We start from the raw sequence: 17,937 nt of genomic DNA, 5'->3' as shown, positions 1-17,937 counted from the left end.
ATTGCGTCCGGCTGCTCGACCTGCAAACCCCGCAGCTAACACTTCCGTCAGCGCCCCGCGCCATGACAGTGACAGTGACAATGACGGCCCTCACCTAGAGTAAGACCGCCCACGTCCAGTCCTTTCTCGTAGGAGTTCTCCGTGACCACCGCACCACACACATATCTTCTTCCACTCGCGGTGATCGACGAACCCTCCAGGAAAGTATCCATCTGGCACATCGACGTCGGACCCGACATCGGACTACCCCGACTGTCCGGCGCCTGGGTCCTCGAACGCGACGACACCGACACGATCGTCAACCTTGTTCGCGGTCGGCACGTCGTGCTGTGCAACGACACCGACATCCTCACACGCGAAAACATCACCACCGCAGGAACAGTCGACATCGACGCAACCGTCGACGCCGTCATCGCTGAACGTGATGCATTGCAGGCCCGCTTCAACTCTCATGCGGCCACACACAAGACTCTGGTGTCCCCGACGTGGCCGGAAATCTCACATCCGAAAGAAATTGCCGCTACGGTCCCCCGGACGGAGACGATCATCGAACAAACCGGAGACTCGTTCCCGCTGGCTCGGGGGTTGAACGTCCTCGCCCAAGCCTGGACCCAGATCGAGAAACAGCGCCTGGCAAGGCCTTTCCTCATCGAACCCGACAGACCCCATCCGCGGCCACTGCCGCTGGTCCTGCGATAACGACTGCAGCGACGCTGCACTCGCAGAAAACCTTAACGAGTACCACATGCCGTGCCCACGAATAGCATTTGTGAGATCGGTGCAACCGTTGTTCGGGTGATCCCCCTGGCACCAGGGGGATCATGTCTCTCACTCGAACCTCGACGTGGCAGCAACCTGACAGCACTGCCGGAGGTCGCTTGCCGAGTCGTCTATGATTCCTCGAGCTTCGGTGACCGGCACCGCAGCGGTGGAGAGGTTCATGGCAACGACGAAGCAGAAACTCGGTTGGGGACTAGGCGCTGTGTTGGTGATGGCGATGTTCGGAAGTTGCATCAACGACGACGGTCCATCGACCAACTCGATCGCAGCGCCCACGACCTCCGCTCAAGCGTCGCCCACGACAACCTCTGCGGTACCGATCCCGGGACGAAAGAGAGTCGAATGGGAAGGCACAGTCCTCGACTACGACGCAGCCGGATCCGGCGCAGGCCTCTACATCGACGTCGACGGAGAACGAACCCGCGTCGACATCAACCACGTCGGCGCAGTGACCTGCGGCGGCTACACCGCCTCCGACTCGAATCGCGCGGTGGTGCGGCAGCGGTTGACCGAACTTGCACCGATCGGCACCGCTGTACGGGTTGTGCGTTCCATGCCCCTCACACCTGGCGGATACGTGTACATAGCAGGATCAGCCGACACCACCATCACCGCATCCGCAACGGAACCGGCCACCACGGCCGGGTCAACGGCGTCGTCAATGGAGTCGGCCGACACCACAACGACTACAACAGAAAAGACCTCGGGATCGGCCACCACAACCGGCGCCCCCTCCACGGCGAACACCTCCACCGGTACCGAAATCCTGCTCAACGAAGCACTTCTCGCCGAAGGACTGGGCACCCTGGACATGCCCGGCATCAACCTGTCCGTCCTGTCCACGACATCACTCGATCAACAGCTCGCGGCAGCCCGCCAATCCAACAACGCGGCCCCGAATTCGCTACGGTGGCCGGCACTGTTCACCGCATACCAGAACGCATGGGACAACCGCATCGGATTGCAGGCGCAATGCCGAGCCGATGACGATGCCTCGATCATGAAGGCCGAACAGAAAACCGAGCTCGATCGGCTACGTGCCGGTCCCGACGGGGTCCTCTACACCAGCGACGACGATCGCGCGACATACAAGTTCGACGACAACGGAAACATCTACGTCGACACCCCCACCTACAGCAGCAGTGGTGGCGGAGGGGGCGGCGGGGGCGGCGGGATCTGCCGTCGTAGCCGCTGGTGCTGACAACACCGATCCCCTGGAGAAATCTCGAAACTCTTTGCGCACGAACAGGAAATTCAGGTGAGTAGCTGGCCTAAGGGGTTGACTGGACACTCACGCAAACACCTCCTCGAAGCAGCGACCCCGGATAGGACATCCCATCCCCCGGTGTTTCGGATTCTCTGCCGTAATCAGGCCCATGTCCGATTCGGGCCTTGAAACTCCTGAAAACATTGTGGTCGGTTCGCGGGCCACCGTAATCCCGACTTCCGGATCGCGGTCCAGTGAAACCGAGTCGCAAATCGGGGTCGTGATCGAGGACTACGCCAACACCCTCATCGACAAGTCTGATCTGGGCGAGATTGGGCGCCCTGCTGCGGTGGGCGATCGCCCTCGACGACGGCCGTTTGATTTTCGCCGCCGAGGACGGTCTCGAGCTCACCTGCACATTTCCACCTCATCGAAAAATTACAGGACGCAGGCGCATTGCGGACCGAATATCAGTGAGAAAACATGCCCCTCACCAGTCTCAGTGTGCGGCGTCGAACGCATCGATGACGTCGGCTTTGATACGCCCACGTGGGGAAACGTCGAAGCCGTTCTTGCCGGCCCACTCCCGGATTGCTTTCAGCTGCTCCGCTGATCGACCAAACCCCGACGCCCTGGCCCCAGTGGAGGTTGTCGAACGCGCCTTGCCTGCAGCGGAGACTTTCTCTGCAGACTTGATATATGGGGCGAATGCCGCTTCGATCTTGTCGGCATTGGCAGGGCGTAAATCAATCCGGTAATCGGCGCCCTGATAGGAGAAGGTGACCTGGTGACCCAATCCGGTATCGATGGGTTTTCCGTCGAGATCGTCGATGAATTGGCGAATCAATATTTCGGCCACAGGAGTCCTCTTCGTCGTTTTGCTGAATGAGTATGGTGTTCATGTTATCTGCAGTATCAGGAAGTCTCGCTTTCCTACTGCGGTGCTGGCTGCTGCTCGCGGCATGCTGGAGATCCCGACGACCGGGTACAACCGGCCCGTCTTCCTCGGGCAGGGGCTGACGGACGAGATGGTGCCGGCACCGCTGGCTTTGAAACTCGCGGCCGAACTCGCCGCCAACCGCCAACCAGTTACATTCCGCACATATCCGACCGGTCATATCCAGACGATGCGGGCGGCACTCCCCGAAAGCCTCTCCTTCGCCTCGAACCTCTCCCGCCCTAGACGGGTCGAGGCTCAGCGCGGGTACCAGATCCTTCAGGGCCGCAACAAGAAAGCGCTGCCTGTCTTCGACCGGAAACTCGCCTCGCGCTGGCAGACTCGCTAAGAGACAAAGCGATGGAAATGGCCAGTCCGTGCAACAGAACCCAGAACGCTCCAGGGACTTACCTACCTCTAAACCAAGTGCACGAACGGCTGAATCGCAGGGCAAGCAGAAGTTCAGGACCAACCTCCCACACATGGTGCCGAGTCACGTAAGGCACGGCGGCAAACTCACAGTGTTCAAGGCGTCGGTGACCGACACGAAAAGGATGGTCAGGCCACGAAAGGCGATCCTGTGTGTTCCCCAGCAGCGGCACCGTCGCATAGGCTCGGTCGCCGTCCATGCGCTCAGAGAACCGCTTCTGTCTCCACTGTCCGTCGTGCGCAGAACCAAGACTCGTCAGGGCCGAAATCGCGGCGAGGTCATGTCTTTCGCTACGGGGTTCGTCGGCAGCGATCGCCTGCTCTGCCCTCAGCATGCCTGATTGCATGACGCTTACCCCGACCTCGACCTGACCAACCGCACCGAAGCCGTCATTGACACACACATCACCCGACAGAAACCAGCATGACGGTAATTCGTTGAACTCGCGCCTCTCAGCTGCCCAGAATGAGAACATGATGTAAGACGCGGAAACCCGTCTGATCTCACACGCGAATCTAGACTCGCCGCGAAGTAACCGTCCTTCACCGGCGAAGACATCGACGCGGCGCTGGCAACAGCTCATTCCCACTTCGCCGGCCGTCCAGTGCGCGACTTCATTCCGTTACTCGTCGAACACGCAGCCGGCGAAACACTCGCCGCACTGACTGCTGACCAACTCCTGACCAACTCGATCGCACAGAAACACTGTGGTCCCCGTATCCCATGGCACAGGGCTAACACATTGAGCGTGTTCGGACCGACCCTTCTCAGATACCCCACGGCCCCAACTGCCGCGCCGAACATCCGCGACACATCGATCAGCGGACCGATCTTCACCGATTTCGAATCAACGGCGCCACAGAAGGATTCGGTACTCCACACCTTCCACTCTAAAGGGACTGGATGCCTTCCCATTAGACTGGCGTGCACGCGGCCGACTACCACGAACCCACTGCCTACATGGGGCAAACGTAATCATCGTCGGCGCAGGGCACTCCGCAGTACAGATCGCTGCCGAGCTCGACGAATCCGCCAATGTGATCCCGGCCAGCCGAAACCCCATGATGACGAGATGCTGACCTTCCCGCCTGCGTGCAAGTACGCCGACGGCCCCGGACGCGAACGCGAACGCCAGAGCCTCGAACGCCCCGACAATCACGTGAAGTCTTCTCTCGCTTCCTGATGGTCGGGGCGCGAGGTCGTCCGACGAATCGGACGTTACGAAATTCCGTTCACCCGGCACCTAAACGGCAGGAAACACGACCCCCTATTCTTGGTGCGGATCACTGTCCACGAGGGAGGGATCATCGTCTTCGTCGCGACGCTGTTCCACTTCGTCGAGAATTCGAATGACATCCGCCGCCACGATGGCTTCACGAATCAACCTGTCTGCTGCAATTGCACGAACAGCTCTTTCAAAAATTTCGCGCCTCAACACAACCACACGCGAATCGGATGTACTTCCGACCAACACTCCATCGCTTGACGATGGCGAGGCGGCGGAATGATCGACGTCACTTGCTCCGGAATCGTCTGCCATAGCGTCCCTCCTGAATCACTTCAGGGTAACTCAGAATCGCTGACGGCGCGATGATGCGATTTATCTAAGATCCTCTACACTGATCATCAGCAGGCGATGCTGAGAAACATAAAATCTAAACAGGAGAGAGAATCATGGCGCATCGACGGAAGTCCCGACAGCGAACCTCCCACTCTCAGGCTACAGAGAACCAGTAGGAGGCCGCGACGTGGCAACGACCGCAATGACCGTGCGACTCGACACCGAACTCCATGAACTGCTGACCGGGATGGCCAAGCTTCGAGGGGAGAACGTATCCGAGTTCGCAAAGAATCTCATCGAGGATGGGCTCACTAAAGCCATGGATCCCGAAGAAATCGAAGCAGCCATCGAAGCGGAGAAGGTGCGACTTCTGACTGCAGTATCGAAACTGCGGCAGAGCAACGCAAAACACTAGACCCCACAGTTCCTCGGAACGGGCCGACCTCACTCAGGAGGTCGGCCCGTTCTGTTGCACAGCCCCTTTCGGCTTTCTCATTCGATTCTTTGATTCATAGATTCTTGATACGTGTGATGTTTTGATCCTTGACTGTTTAGATTCTGCAATGTTAGCGTGCCAATTGTTAACTGTTGCGATCAGCTGAGGAGACGACGATGTCCACCAACTACGTCAACATCACCGACCACGACATCCCTGGGATTTACGACGCAATCGATACCCCGTACAACTCTGAAATCAGCTGCATGTTTTGCGACATGCGCGATTCAACCGGCCAGAAGTTCGAGAAGTCCGGTCTTGCATGGACATCCGAGTTCCTCAAGATGTACCGCATCATCGAAGAACTCCTCAAGCAGTTCGACGTGCCCTCCACTGTCAAGCTTGAGGGCGACGGCTGCATGATTGTCGTCAACAGCGAGCATGCACATCGCTTGATGAACTACGGGATCGCGGTCCTCGAGCATGTGAACTCGCTCAGTACCGACAAGAACGGTCAACGTGGTGAAATCGACATTCAGATGTCCGTCGGTGTCGCTACCGGTCCGGCCTTCCGATTCCGCACCGAAGACGGCCGCATCGATCATCTCTCCGCAGCGTGCGATCGCGCAGCACGACTTTGTTCGGCAGCGTCCGCCCAGGCGGTGTTCGTTGACGCCAATACCGTCGAAGCTGCGAACATGACCAAGATCGTGTCCCAGTTCGGAAAGATCGTTCACCGCGCTCCCTCCGACTATCGAAGCCCCCGCGAAAGGCTGCAACTGAAGGGCATACCTGACCCCGTGGAGTACCACGAGATCCTCTACTCGTCACAACTTTTCGGCGTTCGATCCTCCGCCGTCACCGAAATTGCGAACGCAACCACATCACACCCACCCGCTGCCGCGACACCACAGCCCTCGCAGAATCCAACATCGAAAGTTCCCGAAATCGGAGACCAACGCGTCGGACGGGTCAAGCGATGGGAACCTGGGAGCACGTACGGGTTCGTCACGGACGTCGACTCCGGCGAGGACTTCTACCTTCCGGAACGCAGCCTGCTCTATCCAGATGACGTACAGCACCTTGGAGCGGACAACGCGGAAGTCACCTTCGTCGTCGCAGCCGCCCTCGGGAAAAAGGCGTCACGTCGAGCAGTCGCTACCGCCGTCATCGGACAGGGCGCAGACGGAAAAATCAGCTTTATCAGCTCGGACAAGCCCTTCGGATTCATCACCGTCACCGACGAACGCGGAACGGAACTGAAGTTCTACGTCCACGTCAACGATCAGTTCCGCACACAGTTCAAGATCGGCGATGAAGTCGCATTCGACATCGCACGCGGAGCGAAGGGCGCCCGTGCGGTCAACACGGTACCAATCCACGACGACATCGTTCCCGCTGCATAGCGGCCCCACCCGAACCCCTGTGGCCGGATGCTCACGCATCCGGCCACAGGAATGTGCCAGAAACACGTCGACGACCCAGTCATCCACATCCGAACGATATTCCCAGGCCACCACATCAGGACGAACACGCAGGTGACCGATGCGCGCTGCATCGCGCGCCGGCAGCGTCACAACGAATGGTGTTCCCGGGACGAATGGTGTTCCCGGGCACGACCACCCGAAACGCAGCACCAGATAGAACTCAAGGCGCCGAAGTCTGCGTACCGACACGTTGCGCCTCAAATGACCGCCACGGGCCGCACCAGTACGTCGTGAGTCGTACGGTTCTTCAACAGCACACCCGAATGATCAACCCAACACCGAGAGTTGAATCGCGTCTGGTGCCGAAAATTTCATCGACCAACACACGAAATGGCACCACCGTGAAGTGAGGACCATTTCGGATTGAGCAGTTGCAAGGACAACCCGGATGCTGCGGGCCGGACCCCGTCAGATCAGCATCGTCTTCCCGACGTGTCCTGCTTCGTCTGGCTGACGGTGGCCGACTTCATGCTTTCAAGTCAAATTGCCTCTGCGCTGCATGATTCAGTTAAATTTTGATAGCCGCCTAACTGGAAAACTTGTCAACGGTCACGACGCCGGCAGGGCCGGGGTGGGCGATCGTGTCGATCGTTGGCGACGAGTAGTCGAAATCGATCTGGTCGTATGCACCTCGGTACTCTGCGGGAAGTTCATTGTCCGCGATGACGAACTGCACTCGACCCGGGTTCGCTTCCGCAAGGGAGACCAGTCGCCGGTACAGCCTCTCTGTCACCTCCGTCGCGGTGTTCAGTGCCAATCGTGGACTGTCAATCATCAAAAATGCCGGGTACTTGGTGTCACGGCGCCGCAGTGCCACGGCCAGAAGAGACGACCAGTATGCCACCTGCGTTGCAGTAACGACTCCCCCACCGAACTGACTCGATTTAGTGAAAACCTTCCCATTGAGAACTGGCAGATACTTGTCTGGATCCACTGTTGCGGACTCGATTGCTGGAATGCCGATCGCTGCAACAGCCCTGCTGAACTCATCGCTGATCTCGCCGACGATCTCACGGCGCCGGGACTTCAGTTGATCCTCCGCCCGTTTGACTTTCGCACTCAGTTGCTCACGTTCAGCAATCAGTGCATCGGCCGCACGCTGCAAGTCTTCGACGACGTCCCACTGTCTGAGTGTGGCTTCCAAGTGTTCTTGCTTCGCCCTCGCGGACGCGACACGTTGCGACGCATCACTAAATGCTTGGAGCCGCGGAGTGACGCGATCTGCCGTACGGTCGTCGATTTGTCCCGCAAGATCCGTGACCAAGTGCTCACGTTCGGAGATTGCCTGCTGCGTTTGTCCTAAAGTTGCTTCAACAGAACGGATTTGCTCATCCATTTCGACGAGTTGAAGATTGAGCTGACGTGCCTCGTACTGATCGAACTCCTCCGTGGACATGTCCAGTTCAGGCTGCAAACACAATCGGCACGTGTCGGCGGGTATATGTTGGCGCGACAGTTTTTGCGTGCAGCGTGGGCACACCGTGAATTCGATGTTCGCCATTCGAAGGCCAGCCTCACGCATCCTCCCCAGCCGGTCGAGATCGCCTTTCACTCGCCGTTGTTCGAGGGTGTATTCCGAATTCCGTCGGGATAATTCAACGGAGGCTGCCTTGGCGGATGCAAGGCTTCGTTCCGCCTCACCAAGTAGATCGCGCAAGACTTGCGTCCGGCGGTCGGTTATCGGATCGATCGACTCGCGAAGGGCGACGAGTTCGCTTTGCGCTTCGCTCTGATCTTCCGCTGTCTTCGCCAAGTCTTGTTCCGCTTCGGCTCGGCTCGTGGTGTTGCTGTCGTGGAGGAAGCCTGTGACCGCACGAAGTTGCTGTTCTGCCTCTTGTGCTCTCTTCTTCAGAAGATTGATTCGCGAGCGCCAATCCAGGATTTCCGGATCGATGAGGTCGAAAAGTAGCTCGAAGACGACCTTGCGCTTCGGCTCGAGGTAGCTGTCCTGGCTTTTGGCTATGTCACGGTTGATCTCGTACTGAGGGATGTAGAGGAATGTCAGTATGTCGGCGAAAGAGATGCGGCTTCCTTCGCGGGTGCTGGTTCCGCCGGCTGCAGCCCGCAGATCATCTTGCAGGCCGATGTGTGCGAGCAGCAGGGTGTTCAGACTCGGGTCAGTGGCGCCGACATTATGGTCGGGAAGCCGCTCCTGAGTGATCAGGTCCGTAACGCGAACAGTTTTCCGTTTCTGAGGGTCAAGGCTGCGCCGGAGGAGCAGTCGTGCGTCGCCGAGACTGACGTCGAGTGTCACCGCATCGACATGGTCCTCGGCGACCGCGGCGAGCCGGCCTTCGCAACCGAAGCCGAACTTGAGTAGCTCGAGAAGTGCGGTCTTGCCGACACCTGTTGGGCCGGCCAGCACCGTCAGATCGGATGGAAATTCTTGTACAACTGGACCTTCGGTCGTATCAAGTTTGAAGGAATTGATTCGAAATCGTGTAGTCATCGGATCACCTGCCGATGCGGGCGGTCCATCAATGTAGTCAAGCGCTCATATATGCGGTCTTTCAACGCGTTTCCTGTCATGTTCGCGGATGCTTCCGCGATGGCGTAGCAGCGATCATTGATTGCGGTCCATTCGGTGGTCGTAGCCATATCGCTGGTCATCCGTCTTCCGGCGGTGGTTGGTGCGATAGCGATACTGCCCTTGCGTGGTTTCATGTAGCGCAACAGTCCGCGGCCGATGAGCGCGCCAATGACGGCGTAATATCTGTCGTCCCACGGTCCAAACTTGTACCGAATCATTGGTGCTTCAACGTCAGTGGGATCCGCAAGATCGTGCGCGCTAACGTGGAGCCGTGGATCGCCCGTCTCGAGTGAGTCAAGCACCCGAAGGGCGAGTACCGGATATCGCAGGAGAAAATCGAGTTTGGCGAGCTTGGTGAGTCCTTCGAGCTTGCCTGCGTGACCAGCGGTGGCGGAGACAGCCGTGACAAGCATGAGCACTCGCGCTTGGTGATAGGCGAGATCCTCGCGTTGAAGCGCCAGTTCGAGTGCATCATCGACGTCGATCATGACGGGTTGTCCCGCTGTGCATGCAGTTCAGCGATCCTGGCGACGACGTCGAAGCGCTCACCGAACCAGACCTTGCATTCGTTGGTGAGGTCACAAATTCCTCCCAAGACTAGGTCTGCGTCCATGCCCGGGGGAAGCTCCTCCGCAGGAATGTTGTCGACACGTTCCTGTACGCGGCGCCAGAATATAGTTCCGGGAAGGCCTACGGCGCTTTCTTCGTCGCTGATGCGCAACAACCGTCGCTGCAACTTACTTTGTTCGCTACGCGCGGTCGGATCACCGCTTTGTCGATCTCTCCAATAGGTCTTGTAGTCCTGCCGGAGGTCTTCGGCGCGTTCGATGCCGTTGTCGGTACATCCCCCTGTGGCCATCTTGACGGCAAGCCGCGTTGAGCGAGGTAGACGAGATATAGGCGCGAACCCGGCTGGCTGAGAGATCGCCGTCTCGATCGCGATCTCGATGTCTTCCATCGTTATCGTGCGCTCACGCATCAAGCGCTCACCCTGTGCCGTTGCGAAGGATTCTTCTATTGGCCGACCAAATATCTTCTCGGGCAATCCAGCCCATGGGACAGGCCCTCGTGCACGCATGCGCACGCGAAAAAGATTCGCCACAGCCTCCCACACGGCGCCTACAATCGTAGCCGACACTGTCGCTCCGACCTCGAGTCTGTCGAGGACCGGCTTTGCATATTCGCTGGGCGCAGAGAATTCAATGTGGTCACGACGAGGTTTGCTGTGATCGATGGAAAGCATGGAGAGAAAGCGGGCGACCTCGACGGCTCGATCGTCCATTGAGATTGCCCCACCCAGTGAGGTGCCGTCCCAGTTTTTCCTCACCGGCACACTGTGTTTCGCGATACTGTCACGGAAGGCGCAAACGAGAGCCCGCCGCTCGTCATCGACGGTCACCGGCGTTCCCGACAACCTCAACTGCTCGAAATGACCGGCCGCATTTACCAAAGACTGGGGGTCTCCACTACCTAGCCCGCCGGTGGTGACGAGGCGGCATGTCGGCCGTTCCCGCAGGACAGACCAACGGTCGAACATATGCGCGAGGCCTCCGGCATCCGCCAGCATGTTCACCGTTGTGAAAGTCGCGACCGACTGCTCACGGTGCTTTCCGGAGACCAGCTCCACGGCGTCGCCGTCCACTAGCACCCAGTCCTCATGTACCTCGCAGAGGACCCGACGATCGCTATCTGCCGGCGAAGTACCCTCACCAAGAGTCCTGTAGTAGAGAGTCAATCCGTCCGCTGCAGCCATAGCCGCTTGCCAGTGGTACCGATCAGCGGTGTCTGCGCCGGAATCGTCGCTCGGAGCAATCGCGACCAGTAACTCGGCAGCCGTCGGAGAAGGGGAAGTAGGCTTCACAAGCACCCACTGACTATAGAGTGCCCGAATGGAAGCAAAGTGGGCCTCTCTCTCGGTGAGTAGCGATTTCGACATGAAGAAAGCCGAGATCGAAAAGCTGCTCGTATCAGCGATATTTGGTCGTCCCTGGGCAGGCACTCCCGGCGCAGGCACGATGCATTTACGGTCATTGCATCGGACGCATCAAGAAAACAGATTGGCTGCTAAGAACCGAAAGGTTCACCCAACGAGCCGAAACCCGAGGGCTCGGGTACGCGATCGGGAATCGACAACCTCAGAACCTTGGATCCCCAAAGGCCAGAGTCGATTTGGCCGCCTCCGACATAGATATTGCGACCATCGCCGCTTACTGCGACCCCACTGAACACCCAGTCGCCGGAGATCGGAACCACAGTAGGGGCCACCGCTCCGGGAACAAACTTCAACACCTCGCCGACACCGTCGGCTCTCACTGCCGAAACGTACAAATTGCCGTTGTCGTCGACATCGATGTCGAGAGGAGCACGAATAGGTGCAAAAGGCAGCACAACGGGAGTGGTCTCGCCGGTCTTGAGTTCGATGATTCGCCCCTCATTGCTCTCGGCAACATACTGAATCGCGAACAAATTTCCAGCATCGTCCACTGTAATTCCGGCTGTCAGAGGATCTCCCAGAGAGTGGACGACCGGTGAGGTCGCCCCGGACTTGAGTTCGAACACCGTGCCAGTCCCGTATTTCGTGACGAAGACATCCCCATGACGATTCACGGCAAGACCGCCTCCCGAGATGGCGCCCAACGCACCACCAAACGGGAGGGCAACCACCGATCGATCTCCCGCATTAGCCATCAACACTTCAAAACTGCGATAGTCGCTGAAGGTGTAAATGTTGCCATTGCCGTCCACGTCCAGTGCGCCAGCATTGATGTACGTCCCGAAGTCGATTTCTTGCGGAACTGATCCGCCGGCTTTGAGTTCGAAGGCCCTCAACGTCCCTGCGTCCCCGACCACAACATCACCCGCATCGTCGACAGCAAGCGACAACCAGGAACTGTGTGAGTCTTCAAAGGGAAGAAATGACTGCACAGGGACAGCTTCGATTGGCCCAGCGATTGCCTGTACAGGGCTCAGGACTACCCCTGCCAGCAATGAAAGGCCAACGAAACCCCGCCCAATTGCTTTCATACTCGATCGGTTCCCAGCATTTTTCGTACTTCGGGCATCATCCACGTGCCGACTCCTAGTCCCTGTTGGCTTCCATTGATCGGTCCGGAATGCTCGGTTCAAATTTCAACGAGTGCATCATTTTCCACTCCGGCATGGAACATACGTTGCCGACGAGAGAACCAAAGCGGCCAATGGCGTTGGAACAATCCGACGCATCTCGACGAACAAAATGCCGCCCGACCATCATCGCCTCGTCACTGCACAAAGAGTCCGAGTGCACTTTGCCCACTACTTCGAACTATTACTCGATCACGGCGGACCTGCCGATGACCAAGCCGCGATCTACACCGATTTCCGTTCTTCTCGTGAATCTTCCGCCACTTCTTCGACGCGGGCCCGGTGAACGGCTTCGCGGAGCCAGTGTCGTTGTACTCAGAACACAACTGACACTTCAACTTCTTCTTCGTCGCCAACGGAGCGACCGCACCAGCAACCCCCCCCAACGTCGCAACACCCGCCGTCACACCGATCGCCTTGGCCCGAAACGTGCGCTTCTCGGTGAAGCAATTCTTGTTGCCACAGTTCCAGCACCGCATCTCACCGTGCTGTCGATCTGAATGTCTTTCACCGCACGTCCGTTTCGTCGTAGTCGCATACATATCTAGCAGAGATACCGGAAGTTACGGATACTTTTGAAGACCGTCCAGTATGCAATGTCCGGATAATCTGATAGTAAACAACCCATGACCAAACTTCTCGCCGCCATCGGAGCCATCCTGGCTGCGATCACACTTACCGCCTGCGGCGGACCACCCGCAACATCCGAAATGCCGAACCTCGTCGGCGAGAAACTCGACGACGCCACAGACACACTCAAAGACATCGGCATCGATGTCGAAACAACAGATGCATCCGGCAAGGGCAGAAGCGTATGGGTCGCCAGCAATTGGACGGTGAAATCCCAAAGCGTGGAGGCAGGCGAGACGGTATCCAAAGGGGACACGGTAACCCTGACTGTCAGCGACGCCAGCCCCTCGACGCGCACCACGAAGACCACCGAGGTGAGAGCGGCCCCGGCACCTGCTGCACCCAAACAAGCAACGACGGTTATCTCACTACCTGTGGACCGGGCCGAGAAGAACAGCGGATTGACCCTCGACACCTACGACCTCGCATCCAACCTGGCACCCAGTCGCTCAGGCGAGAGTTCACGGACTGTGTTCGACAAAGCGAACTGGCGCGTCGTAGCGCAATGCGACACCGCGCAGGGCGGGCGTTTGATCGTCGGCGTCGTCAAGGAAGCCGAGTGGCCCGAGGTCGCCAACTCGAACGTCTCGTCAAATACCTACGCCGCACTCCTGACATGCCCCTAGGAGACGGATTCACTGTGGGCATTCTCGGTAACTGCCTTCGATGCTAGGGACGAAAGTGTATGCACAACATACGAATCAAACCGCAGAGGCCCGCAATGATCGATCGTGACGAATGCGCGGCGGCGCCTCCAGAACGAAATCGTTCGATCAACATGCCGGATACCCTTCGCGGATCCCAACCCGTCCATCCCGGCAGCAAGACAGGACTCCGAATGCTCGATTACACGACCATCGATTTCGAGACAGCGAACTCGTACCGAGGCTCGCCGCGCGCGGTCAATCTAGTGCGCGTCCGCGATGTCACGATCCGGCAAAGTACCAAGAACAGATCCGCCCACTACAAAGTGAACACCGATGCCCAGGATGAGAATTATCTCGCTCGCCGCGGCAAAGTCGCCTACGGAGACTACCCGCCGACGAAACTCACTAGGAGTGACGATGGCATGCGGACCAAAGTTCAGTAACTCCCTGGAGAGCCTGAGCGATTCTGAGCTACTCCAGAAAATTCACCAACTACGCATGTCGGCCGCGGAGGCATACGAACAAGCCGGCGACGAGGCTCTGGAAAACTGGGTACAGATGTCTGAGCGTTACGCAACTGAAGCGAGACGCCGTGGATTCTGAAGCGAAACGCCGTGATTCGCCTGAATTCCCGACCCCGCTCAGACCAAGATCGCCAGGATGATCCAGCCCGCCGACAGGATCCCGAACATCATGCCAATTTGATCGAGCAGTCGACGGCGATCCTTGCTCTCGACGAGCAACGCTGCTACCCGGAACGGTAGACACAGGGCGCCAGCCACGACCGCGGCGATGGCGAGCCACCAATCGAAAGACACTCCACCATCCCAGTTGCGACTCCCCTGCGTTCGACAGGTAATGGGATAGTAATATACCTGAGTGCCCTTCCTTGCCAGGTCCGGGTGCACGGCTCACCGGAGCAGCTGTCACGCGCCAATCCGGTGAGCCTCTCGTTCTGCGCGGCACTCCCTGTCGTGTCGCGCAATGGCCCGCCTCGCCTGAGGGGGACGGGGCGGGCCAAATCTTCCTGTTCACGAAGGCGGATATCGCATGACCAACTACGACCGCAACATTCCCACGAACCACAGAAGAAACAATGGACGTGGGTGGCGATGACCCTCGCATCCCTCGCCCTGGCAATAATCATGGCTGTCTTGTGACTCAACCCCGGCGAGTTGAAGTGCCAACGCAACCAGTGGGGTAATGATTTGGTAAACTTCCAATGCATCCTGGCCCCGCAGACTGGGATGCAGGCGGCCCGTTGGCTTCGTCACCATCGATCGGCGGGTCGCCGTTGCGTGCCGTTCCTGTCCGTTCCGGTACGTACGGCCTACCCAGCCAGGCAGGGGTGGGTAGGCCACTGAGATTGTGCACAGGGCTCTGATCGGCATTTCTGCGCGCACGACCCGCCTGACTGAGCGGTGACAGGCGGGTCACCAGAACTGTGCGCGTTGACGGAAGAATTACTGGCTCGCCACCGTGCACGGCCCCGCCGCGTACCAGAAGCACTCACCGTGCGGTGGAACCACAAGACTGCGTACAGGTCTGATTGGTGACTTGCACGCACGGCCCACCGGGTGTGACGGTCGGACGCCGCCCGGTGGGCCACCAAGGCTGCGCATCGAATCATGCATCGATCCCGATGCGCACGGCTCACCCGGGAGGTAGTCACTCACTACCCGAGTGAGCCGCCAATGTGCAACATCTTCGCCCAGTCCGAGATGCTAAACGAGGTCCCGCCAGTTTTTTCAGACACTTGGTTTCCAGCTTGAGGTCGACATTGAGTGACCAAAATCTGCAGTATTCGAAGGAGTCCCGTGAGTTCGAGCAATGAGAACCAAACCTGGCCAACCGACATCGAATTCGTAGCAGCAATCCGTGATACCTCGATGAGCGCACGAGTGCTGAAGCGTTTTCCGAGATCGGCTGCATCGATGGCGTAGTGACAGTGGCCTTCGACCCGCAAAAGACCAGAATTTCAGTCCAACTTTGCCACGAGATCAAAGGCTTCGAGAACCTTGCACGGTTCATCGGCACACCGTTTGCATTCGACGATGACGATGGCCAATGGTTCCGGAAACGACTGGTTCGAGTCGAGACCTCCCTCGCGGACGGATCTCCACTCGGGACACTCACTGCTGTCGAACTCCATGCGTTAGCCACGGACGAATACGAGCCGAAAAAGAGACCGCAGAACCGAAGCAAGAACTTTCCTGGCCGTGATCTCATGGGCGGGAAAGCAACCACTGAGACCGTGTCCAATCGCCTATATGGAGCGACGACGAGGAAGTCCCAGCCTCAGATGAACTTGGGGGCGTTGTGATTGCGCCGGGCTTGAGCCGTCGACCGTTCGGGGAACTCGATCCCTGTTGCGATGACTCTCGAGGGTACGAGTCGCCGCGCTGGCCTGCCTACCAGGTGTCACTCTCCGTCGGGCGGGTCTCTGAACTGCGCACCGTCCAGTCCAATTGGTCCGGTGCGCACGGCCTGTCGGACCGGCTCCACTTATCCGGCCCGGAGGCCCACCAACCCGCCTCCCGACGTTTGGCGGGCTTCCCCGTGGAAGTAAACGTTTTGGGTATCGCCGCGGTCGAGGTCCCGCTCTACTGACGAGAGCGGGGCCTCGTCACGTTTGGACGGATCAGCGCCAGGTAGCCGCATATGGCGGGACTGTAGTGGGATATGGACACCGCGCTCATGGCCTGTCAGTTGCGCTCACCATCGCCTGACAGGCCATTAGCGTGCCGATCGGTTTGTGTGACCCAGCGGCAACTGGCACTCGAGATCAGGTGTGCGTACTTTCTCTCTCGGCGTCACCGCAGCCCCGCGCCGCCATGCGGGTAGTGGCGCTAGCCCCCGCTGGCACACCCCTCGCGCCAGCAGGGCAACCTATTGTCGAGTCGTCCCTTTAGTGGATTTACGCCCGATTGGTCCGTTCTCTTGGCAGTGGCGGATTACGGTCGAGGCGCTGAGGTTTTCATGGGTAGACCGGGTAAGTGTTGGTTCAGCCGTTCGAGAAATTGTGCGGCGACGTGAGATATGCCCCGCCTTGACCTCAGACATCAAGACGGGTTTTCGTCCTGTTCAAGCAAGCGCAGACGGGCGCGGAAACTTTACCAATATCACTGCTGTACAATATAATTAGCCATCACTTCATTGCTGCGGCTATTCTCAGTGGTCAGTTCAGCGGCGCACGGCCTGCCCTCCCGGCTGTCGACTCGCACTCGAGCATCCGGTCCGGAAATGGCGACGACACTCGACCCTCTGCAGCAGAAACCCCACTAAATGCTTGTTCCTGCTCCAGGTACGGCGGAACCACTGCACCCCCTTATCGTAGATTCTGCCGCGAATTACGAAAAAATCCGGACATCAAAAGTGCTGAACGCGTAGATAACCCGTCTCGATAACGAAAACCACCGCGCTACGCTGCCACAGCCAACCTTCATGCCCCACACTCATGACAACTAGCGAGGACCGGAGAGCCTGCCGATCAACCGCCCTGCCCCCTCCGGAACGGATCCGCGTCCATCGCACTACGTTCCGCATCGGTCATATTCGGTCGGTATGCCGGCGCGAACTGACCTAGCTGTCAACAGAAGCGCACCAGCGCTGCACACGACGTACCTGATCGTGTCAGACGCCCACATTTCGATCGTTGCTTCACCCAGAGGTGCTACGAGGCCGATCCCGTCCAAACCGACTTGTGGGCACCACGTTCCTGTTCCGCGACTACAGAACAGAACAACCACTCGCATTTCGCAGCCAAATCGAACAGTGGGCAAGTGGTCGGGATGCAATTGGTCAACAACCTGCTGGCCAATTGCAACCGTCGATCCGTGTGATGGGGTGCTAGGCAAGGCTCGCCCGCCGACAGTGCTAGCGAACGACAAAGAGCAACTCCCTCCACGACTGGTCTATACCGCAATTTCACTGGGATGGTCACTGTGTGCGATTTGCAAAGAGCTGTCGCGTATTCGATTGATTGGGTGATACAACGGATTTGGGCTCAACGAGAAAACTGGTGTCACCGCTGCCGACGCACGGCCGACGGTACGTCCGGCTGCCTCGTGCCAGACCGAGATCCGGTCAGAACTAAGAGTTCCGACGAGTCCATCTCGATCGGGCGATGGGACATCAACACGAGCGGGCCGCACCCTTCGGTGCGGCCC

At 58.5% G+C, this 17,937-nt stretch carries 15 protein-coding genes and 1 pseudogene; 9 read left to right on the top strand and 7 right to left on the bottom strand.

Going from position 1 to position 17,937, the window contains the following annotated elements; translation table 11 throughout:
* The first annotated feature begins 141 nt into the window (after window positions 1-141).
* Both ACWF6P_RS30965 and ACWF6P_RS30960 read left to right on the top strand, forming a co-directional pair.
* The gene (locus ACWF6P_RS30965) at window positions 142-699 is read left to right on the top strand and encodes a hypothetical protein (protein WP_452623597.1); all 558 of its coding nucleotides are present in this window, start codon (window positions 142-144) and stop codon (window positions 697-699) included.
* A gap of 241 nt (window positions 700-940) precedes the next feature.
* A complete protein-coding gene (locus ACWF6P_RS30960; RefSeq protein ID WP_452623596.1) occupies window positions 941-1,981 on the top strand; it encodes a hypothetical protein in 1,041 nt (346 codons plus the stop codon).
* Between the two features lie 505 nt (window positions 1,982-2,486).
* On the opposite strand, the gene ACWF6P_RS30955 is transcribed toward ACWF6P_RS30960, so the two are convergent.
* On the bottom strand, window positions 2,487-2,846 hold the full coding sequence (locus ACWF6P_RS30955; RefSeq protein ID WP_452623595.1) for a histone-like nucleoid-structuring protein Lsr2: 360 nt from the start codon (window positions 2,844-2,846) through the stop codon (window positions 2,487-2,489).
* Between the two features lie 82 nt (window positions 2,847-2,928).
* On the opposite strand from ACWF6P_RS30955, the gene ACWF6P_RS30950 reads away from it, so the two are divergent.
* Complete coding sequence (locus ACWF6P_RS30950) at window positions 2,929-3,273, top strand: hypothetical protein (RefSeq protein ID WP_452623594.1); 345 nt, start codon at window positions 2,929-2,931, stop codon at window positions 3,271-3,273.
* Between the two features lie 637 nt (window positions 3,274-3,910).
* Window positions 3,911-3,961, top strand: a pseudogene (locus ACWF6P_RS30945) (hypothetical protein); the annotation flags it as partial.
* Window positions 3,962-4,621: 660 nt separating this feature from the next.
* Here the strand turns inward: ACWF6P_RS30945 and ACWF6P_RS30940 are convergent.
* Entirely contained in the window at window positions 4,622-4,894 is a 273-nt protein-coding gene (locus tag ACWF6P_RS30940) for a hypothetical protein (protein WP_452623593.1), read from the bottom strand.
* A gap of 208 nt (window positions 4,895-5,102) precedes the next feature.
* Between ACWF6P_RS30940 and ACWF6P_RS30935 the strand changes: the two genes are divergently transcribed.
* Both ACWF6P_RS30935 and ACWF6P_RS30930 read left to right on the top strand, forming a co-directional pair.
* A complete protein-coding gene (locus ACWF6P_RS30935) occupies window positions 5,103-5,330 on the top strand; it encodes a DUF6290 family protein (protein ID WP_182263127.1) in 228 nt (75 codons plus the stop codon).
* 197 nt (window positions 5,331-5,527) lie between these two features.
* The gene (locus ACWF6P_RS30930) at window positions 5,528-6,757 is read left to right on the top strand and encodes an adenylate/guanylate cyclase domain-containing protein (protein ID WP_452623592.1); all 1,230 of its coding nucleotides are present in this window, start codon (window positions 5,528-5,530) and stop codon (window positions 6,755-6,757) included.
* A gap of 607 nt (window positions 6,758-7,364) precedes the next feature.
* On the opposite strand, the gene ACWF6P_RS30925 is transcribed toward ACWF6P_RS30930, so the two are convergent.
* Complete coding sequence (locus tag ACWF6P_RS30925; RefSeq protein WP_452623591.1) at window positions 7,365-8,591, bottom strand: hypothetical protein; 1,227 nt, start codon at window positions 8,589-8,591, stop codon at window positions 7,365-7,367.
* A 381-nt stretch (window positions 8,592-8,972) separates the two neighbouring features.
* On the opposite strand from ACWF6P_RS30925, the gene ACWF6P_RS30920 reads away from it, so the two are divergent.
* The gene (locus ACWF6P_RS30920; protein ID WP_452623590.1) at window positions 8,973-9,158 is read left to right on the top strand and encodes a hypothetical protein; all 186 of its coding nucleotides are present in this window, start codon (window positions 8,973-8,975) and stop codon (window positions 9,156-9,158) included.
* Window positions 9,159-9,283: 125 nt separating this feature from the next.
* On the opposite strand, the gene ACWF6P_RS30915 is transcribed toward ACWF6P_RS30920, so the two are convergent.
* The 3 genes from ACWF6P_RS30915 to ACWF6P_RS30905 form a co-directional block, all read right to left on the bottom strand.
* Entirely contained in the window at window positions 9,284-9,856 is a 573-nt protein-coding gene (locus ACWF6P_RS30915) for a hypothetical protein (RefSeq protein WP_452623589.1), read from the bottom strand.
* Window positions 9,853-10,995, bottom strand: coding sequence for a hypothetical protein (locus ACWF6P_RS30910; protein ID WP_452623588.1), 1,143 nt, complete (start codon window positions 10,993-10,995; stop codon window positions 9,853-9,855). The genes ACWF6P_RS30915 and ACWF6P_RS30910 overlap by 4 nt, the downstream gene beginning before the upstream one ends.
* A gap of 437 nt (window positions 10,996-11,432) precedes the next feature.
* The gene (locus tag ACWF6P_RS30905; protein WP_452623587.1) at window positions 11,433-12,437 is read right to left on the bottom strand and encodes a hypothetical protein; all 1,005 of its coding nucleotides are present in this window, start codon (window positions 12,435-12,437) and stop codon (window positions 11,433-11,435) included.
* Between the two features lie 680 nt (window positions 12,438-13,117).
* Here ACWF6P_RS30905 and ACWF6P_RS30900 point away from each other — a divergent pair.
* Window positions 13,118-13,747, top strand: coding sequence for a PASTA domain-containing protein (locus ACWF6P_RS30900; RefSeq protein ID WP_452623586.1), 630 nt, complete (start codon window positions 13,118-13,120; stop codon window positions 13,745-13,747).
* 95 nt (window positions 13,748-13,842) lie between these two features.
* Window positions 13,843-14,211 carry a hypothetical protein gene (locus tag ACWF6P_RS30895; RefSeq protein WP_452623585.1) on the top strand — a complete coding sequence of 123 codons (369 nt, stop codon included), beginning with the start codon at window positions 13,843-13,845 and terminating at the stop codon, window positions 14,209-14,211.
* A 198-nt stretch (window positions 14,212-14,409) separates the two neighbouring features.
* Here ACWF6P_RS30895 and ACWF6P_RS30890 read toward each other — a convergent pair whose 3' ends face one another.
* Window positions 14,410-14,586: a hypothetical protein gene (locus ACWF6P_RS30890; RefSeq protein ID WP_452623584.1), complete on the bottom strand. Its 177-nt coding sequence runs from the start codon at window positions 14,584-14,586 to the stop codon at window positions 14,410-14,412.
* Window positions 14,587-17,937 lie beyond the last annotated feature (3,351 nt).

This window comes from Rhodococcus sp. NPDC055024 (assembly GCF_053608585.1).
This window is presented reverse-complemented; position numbering and strand designations above follow the sequence as displayed.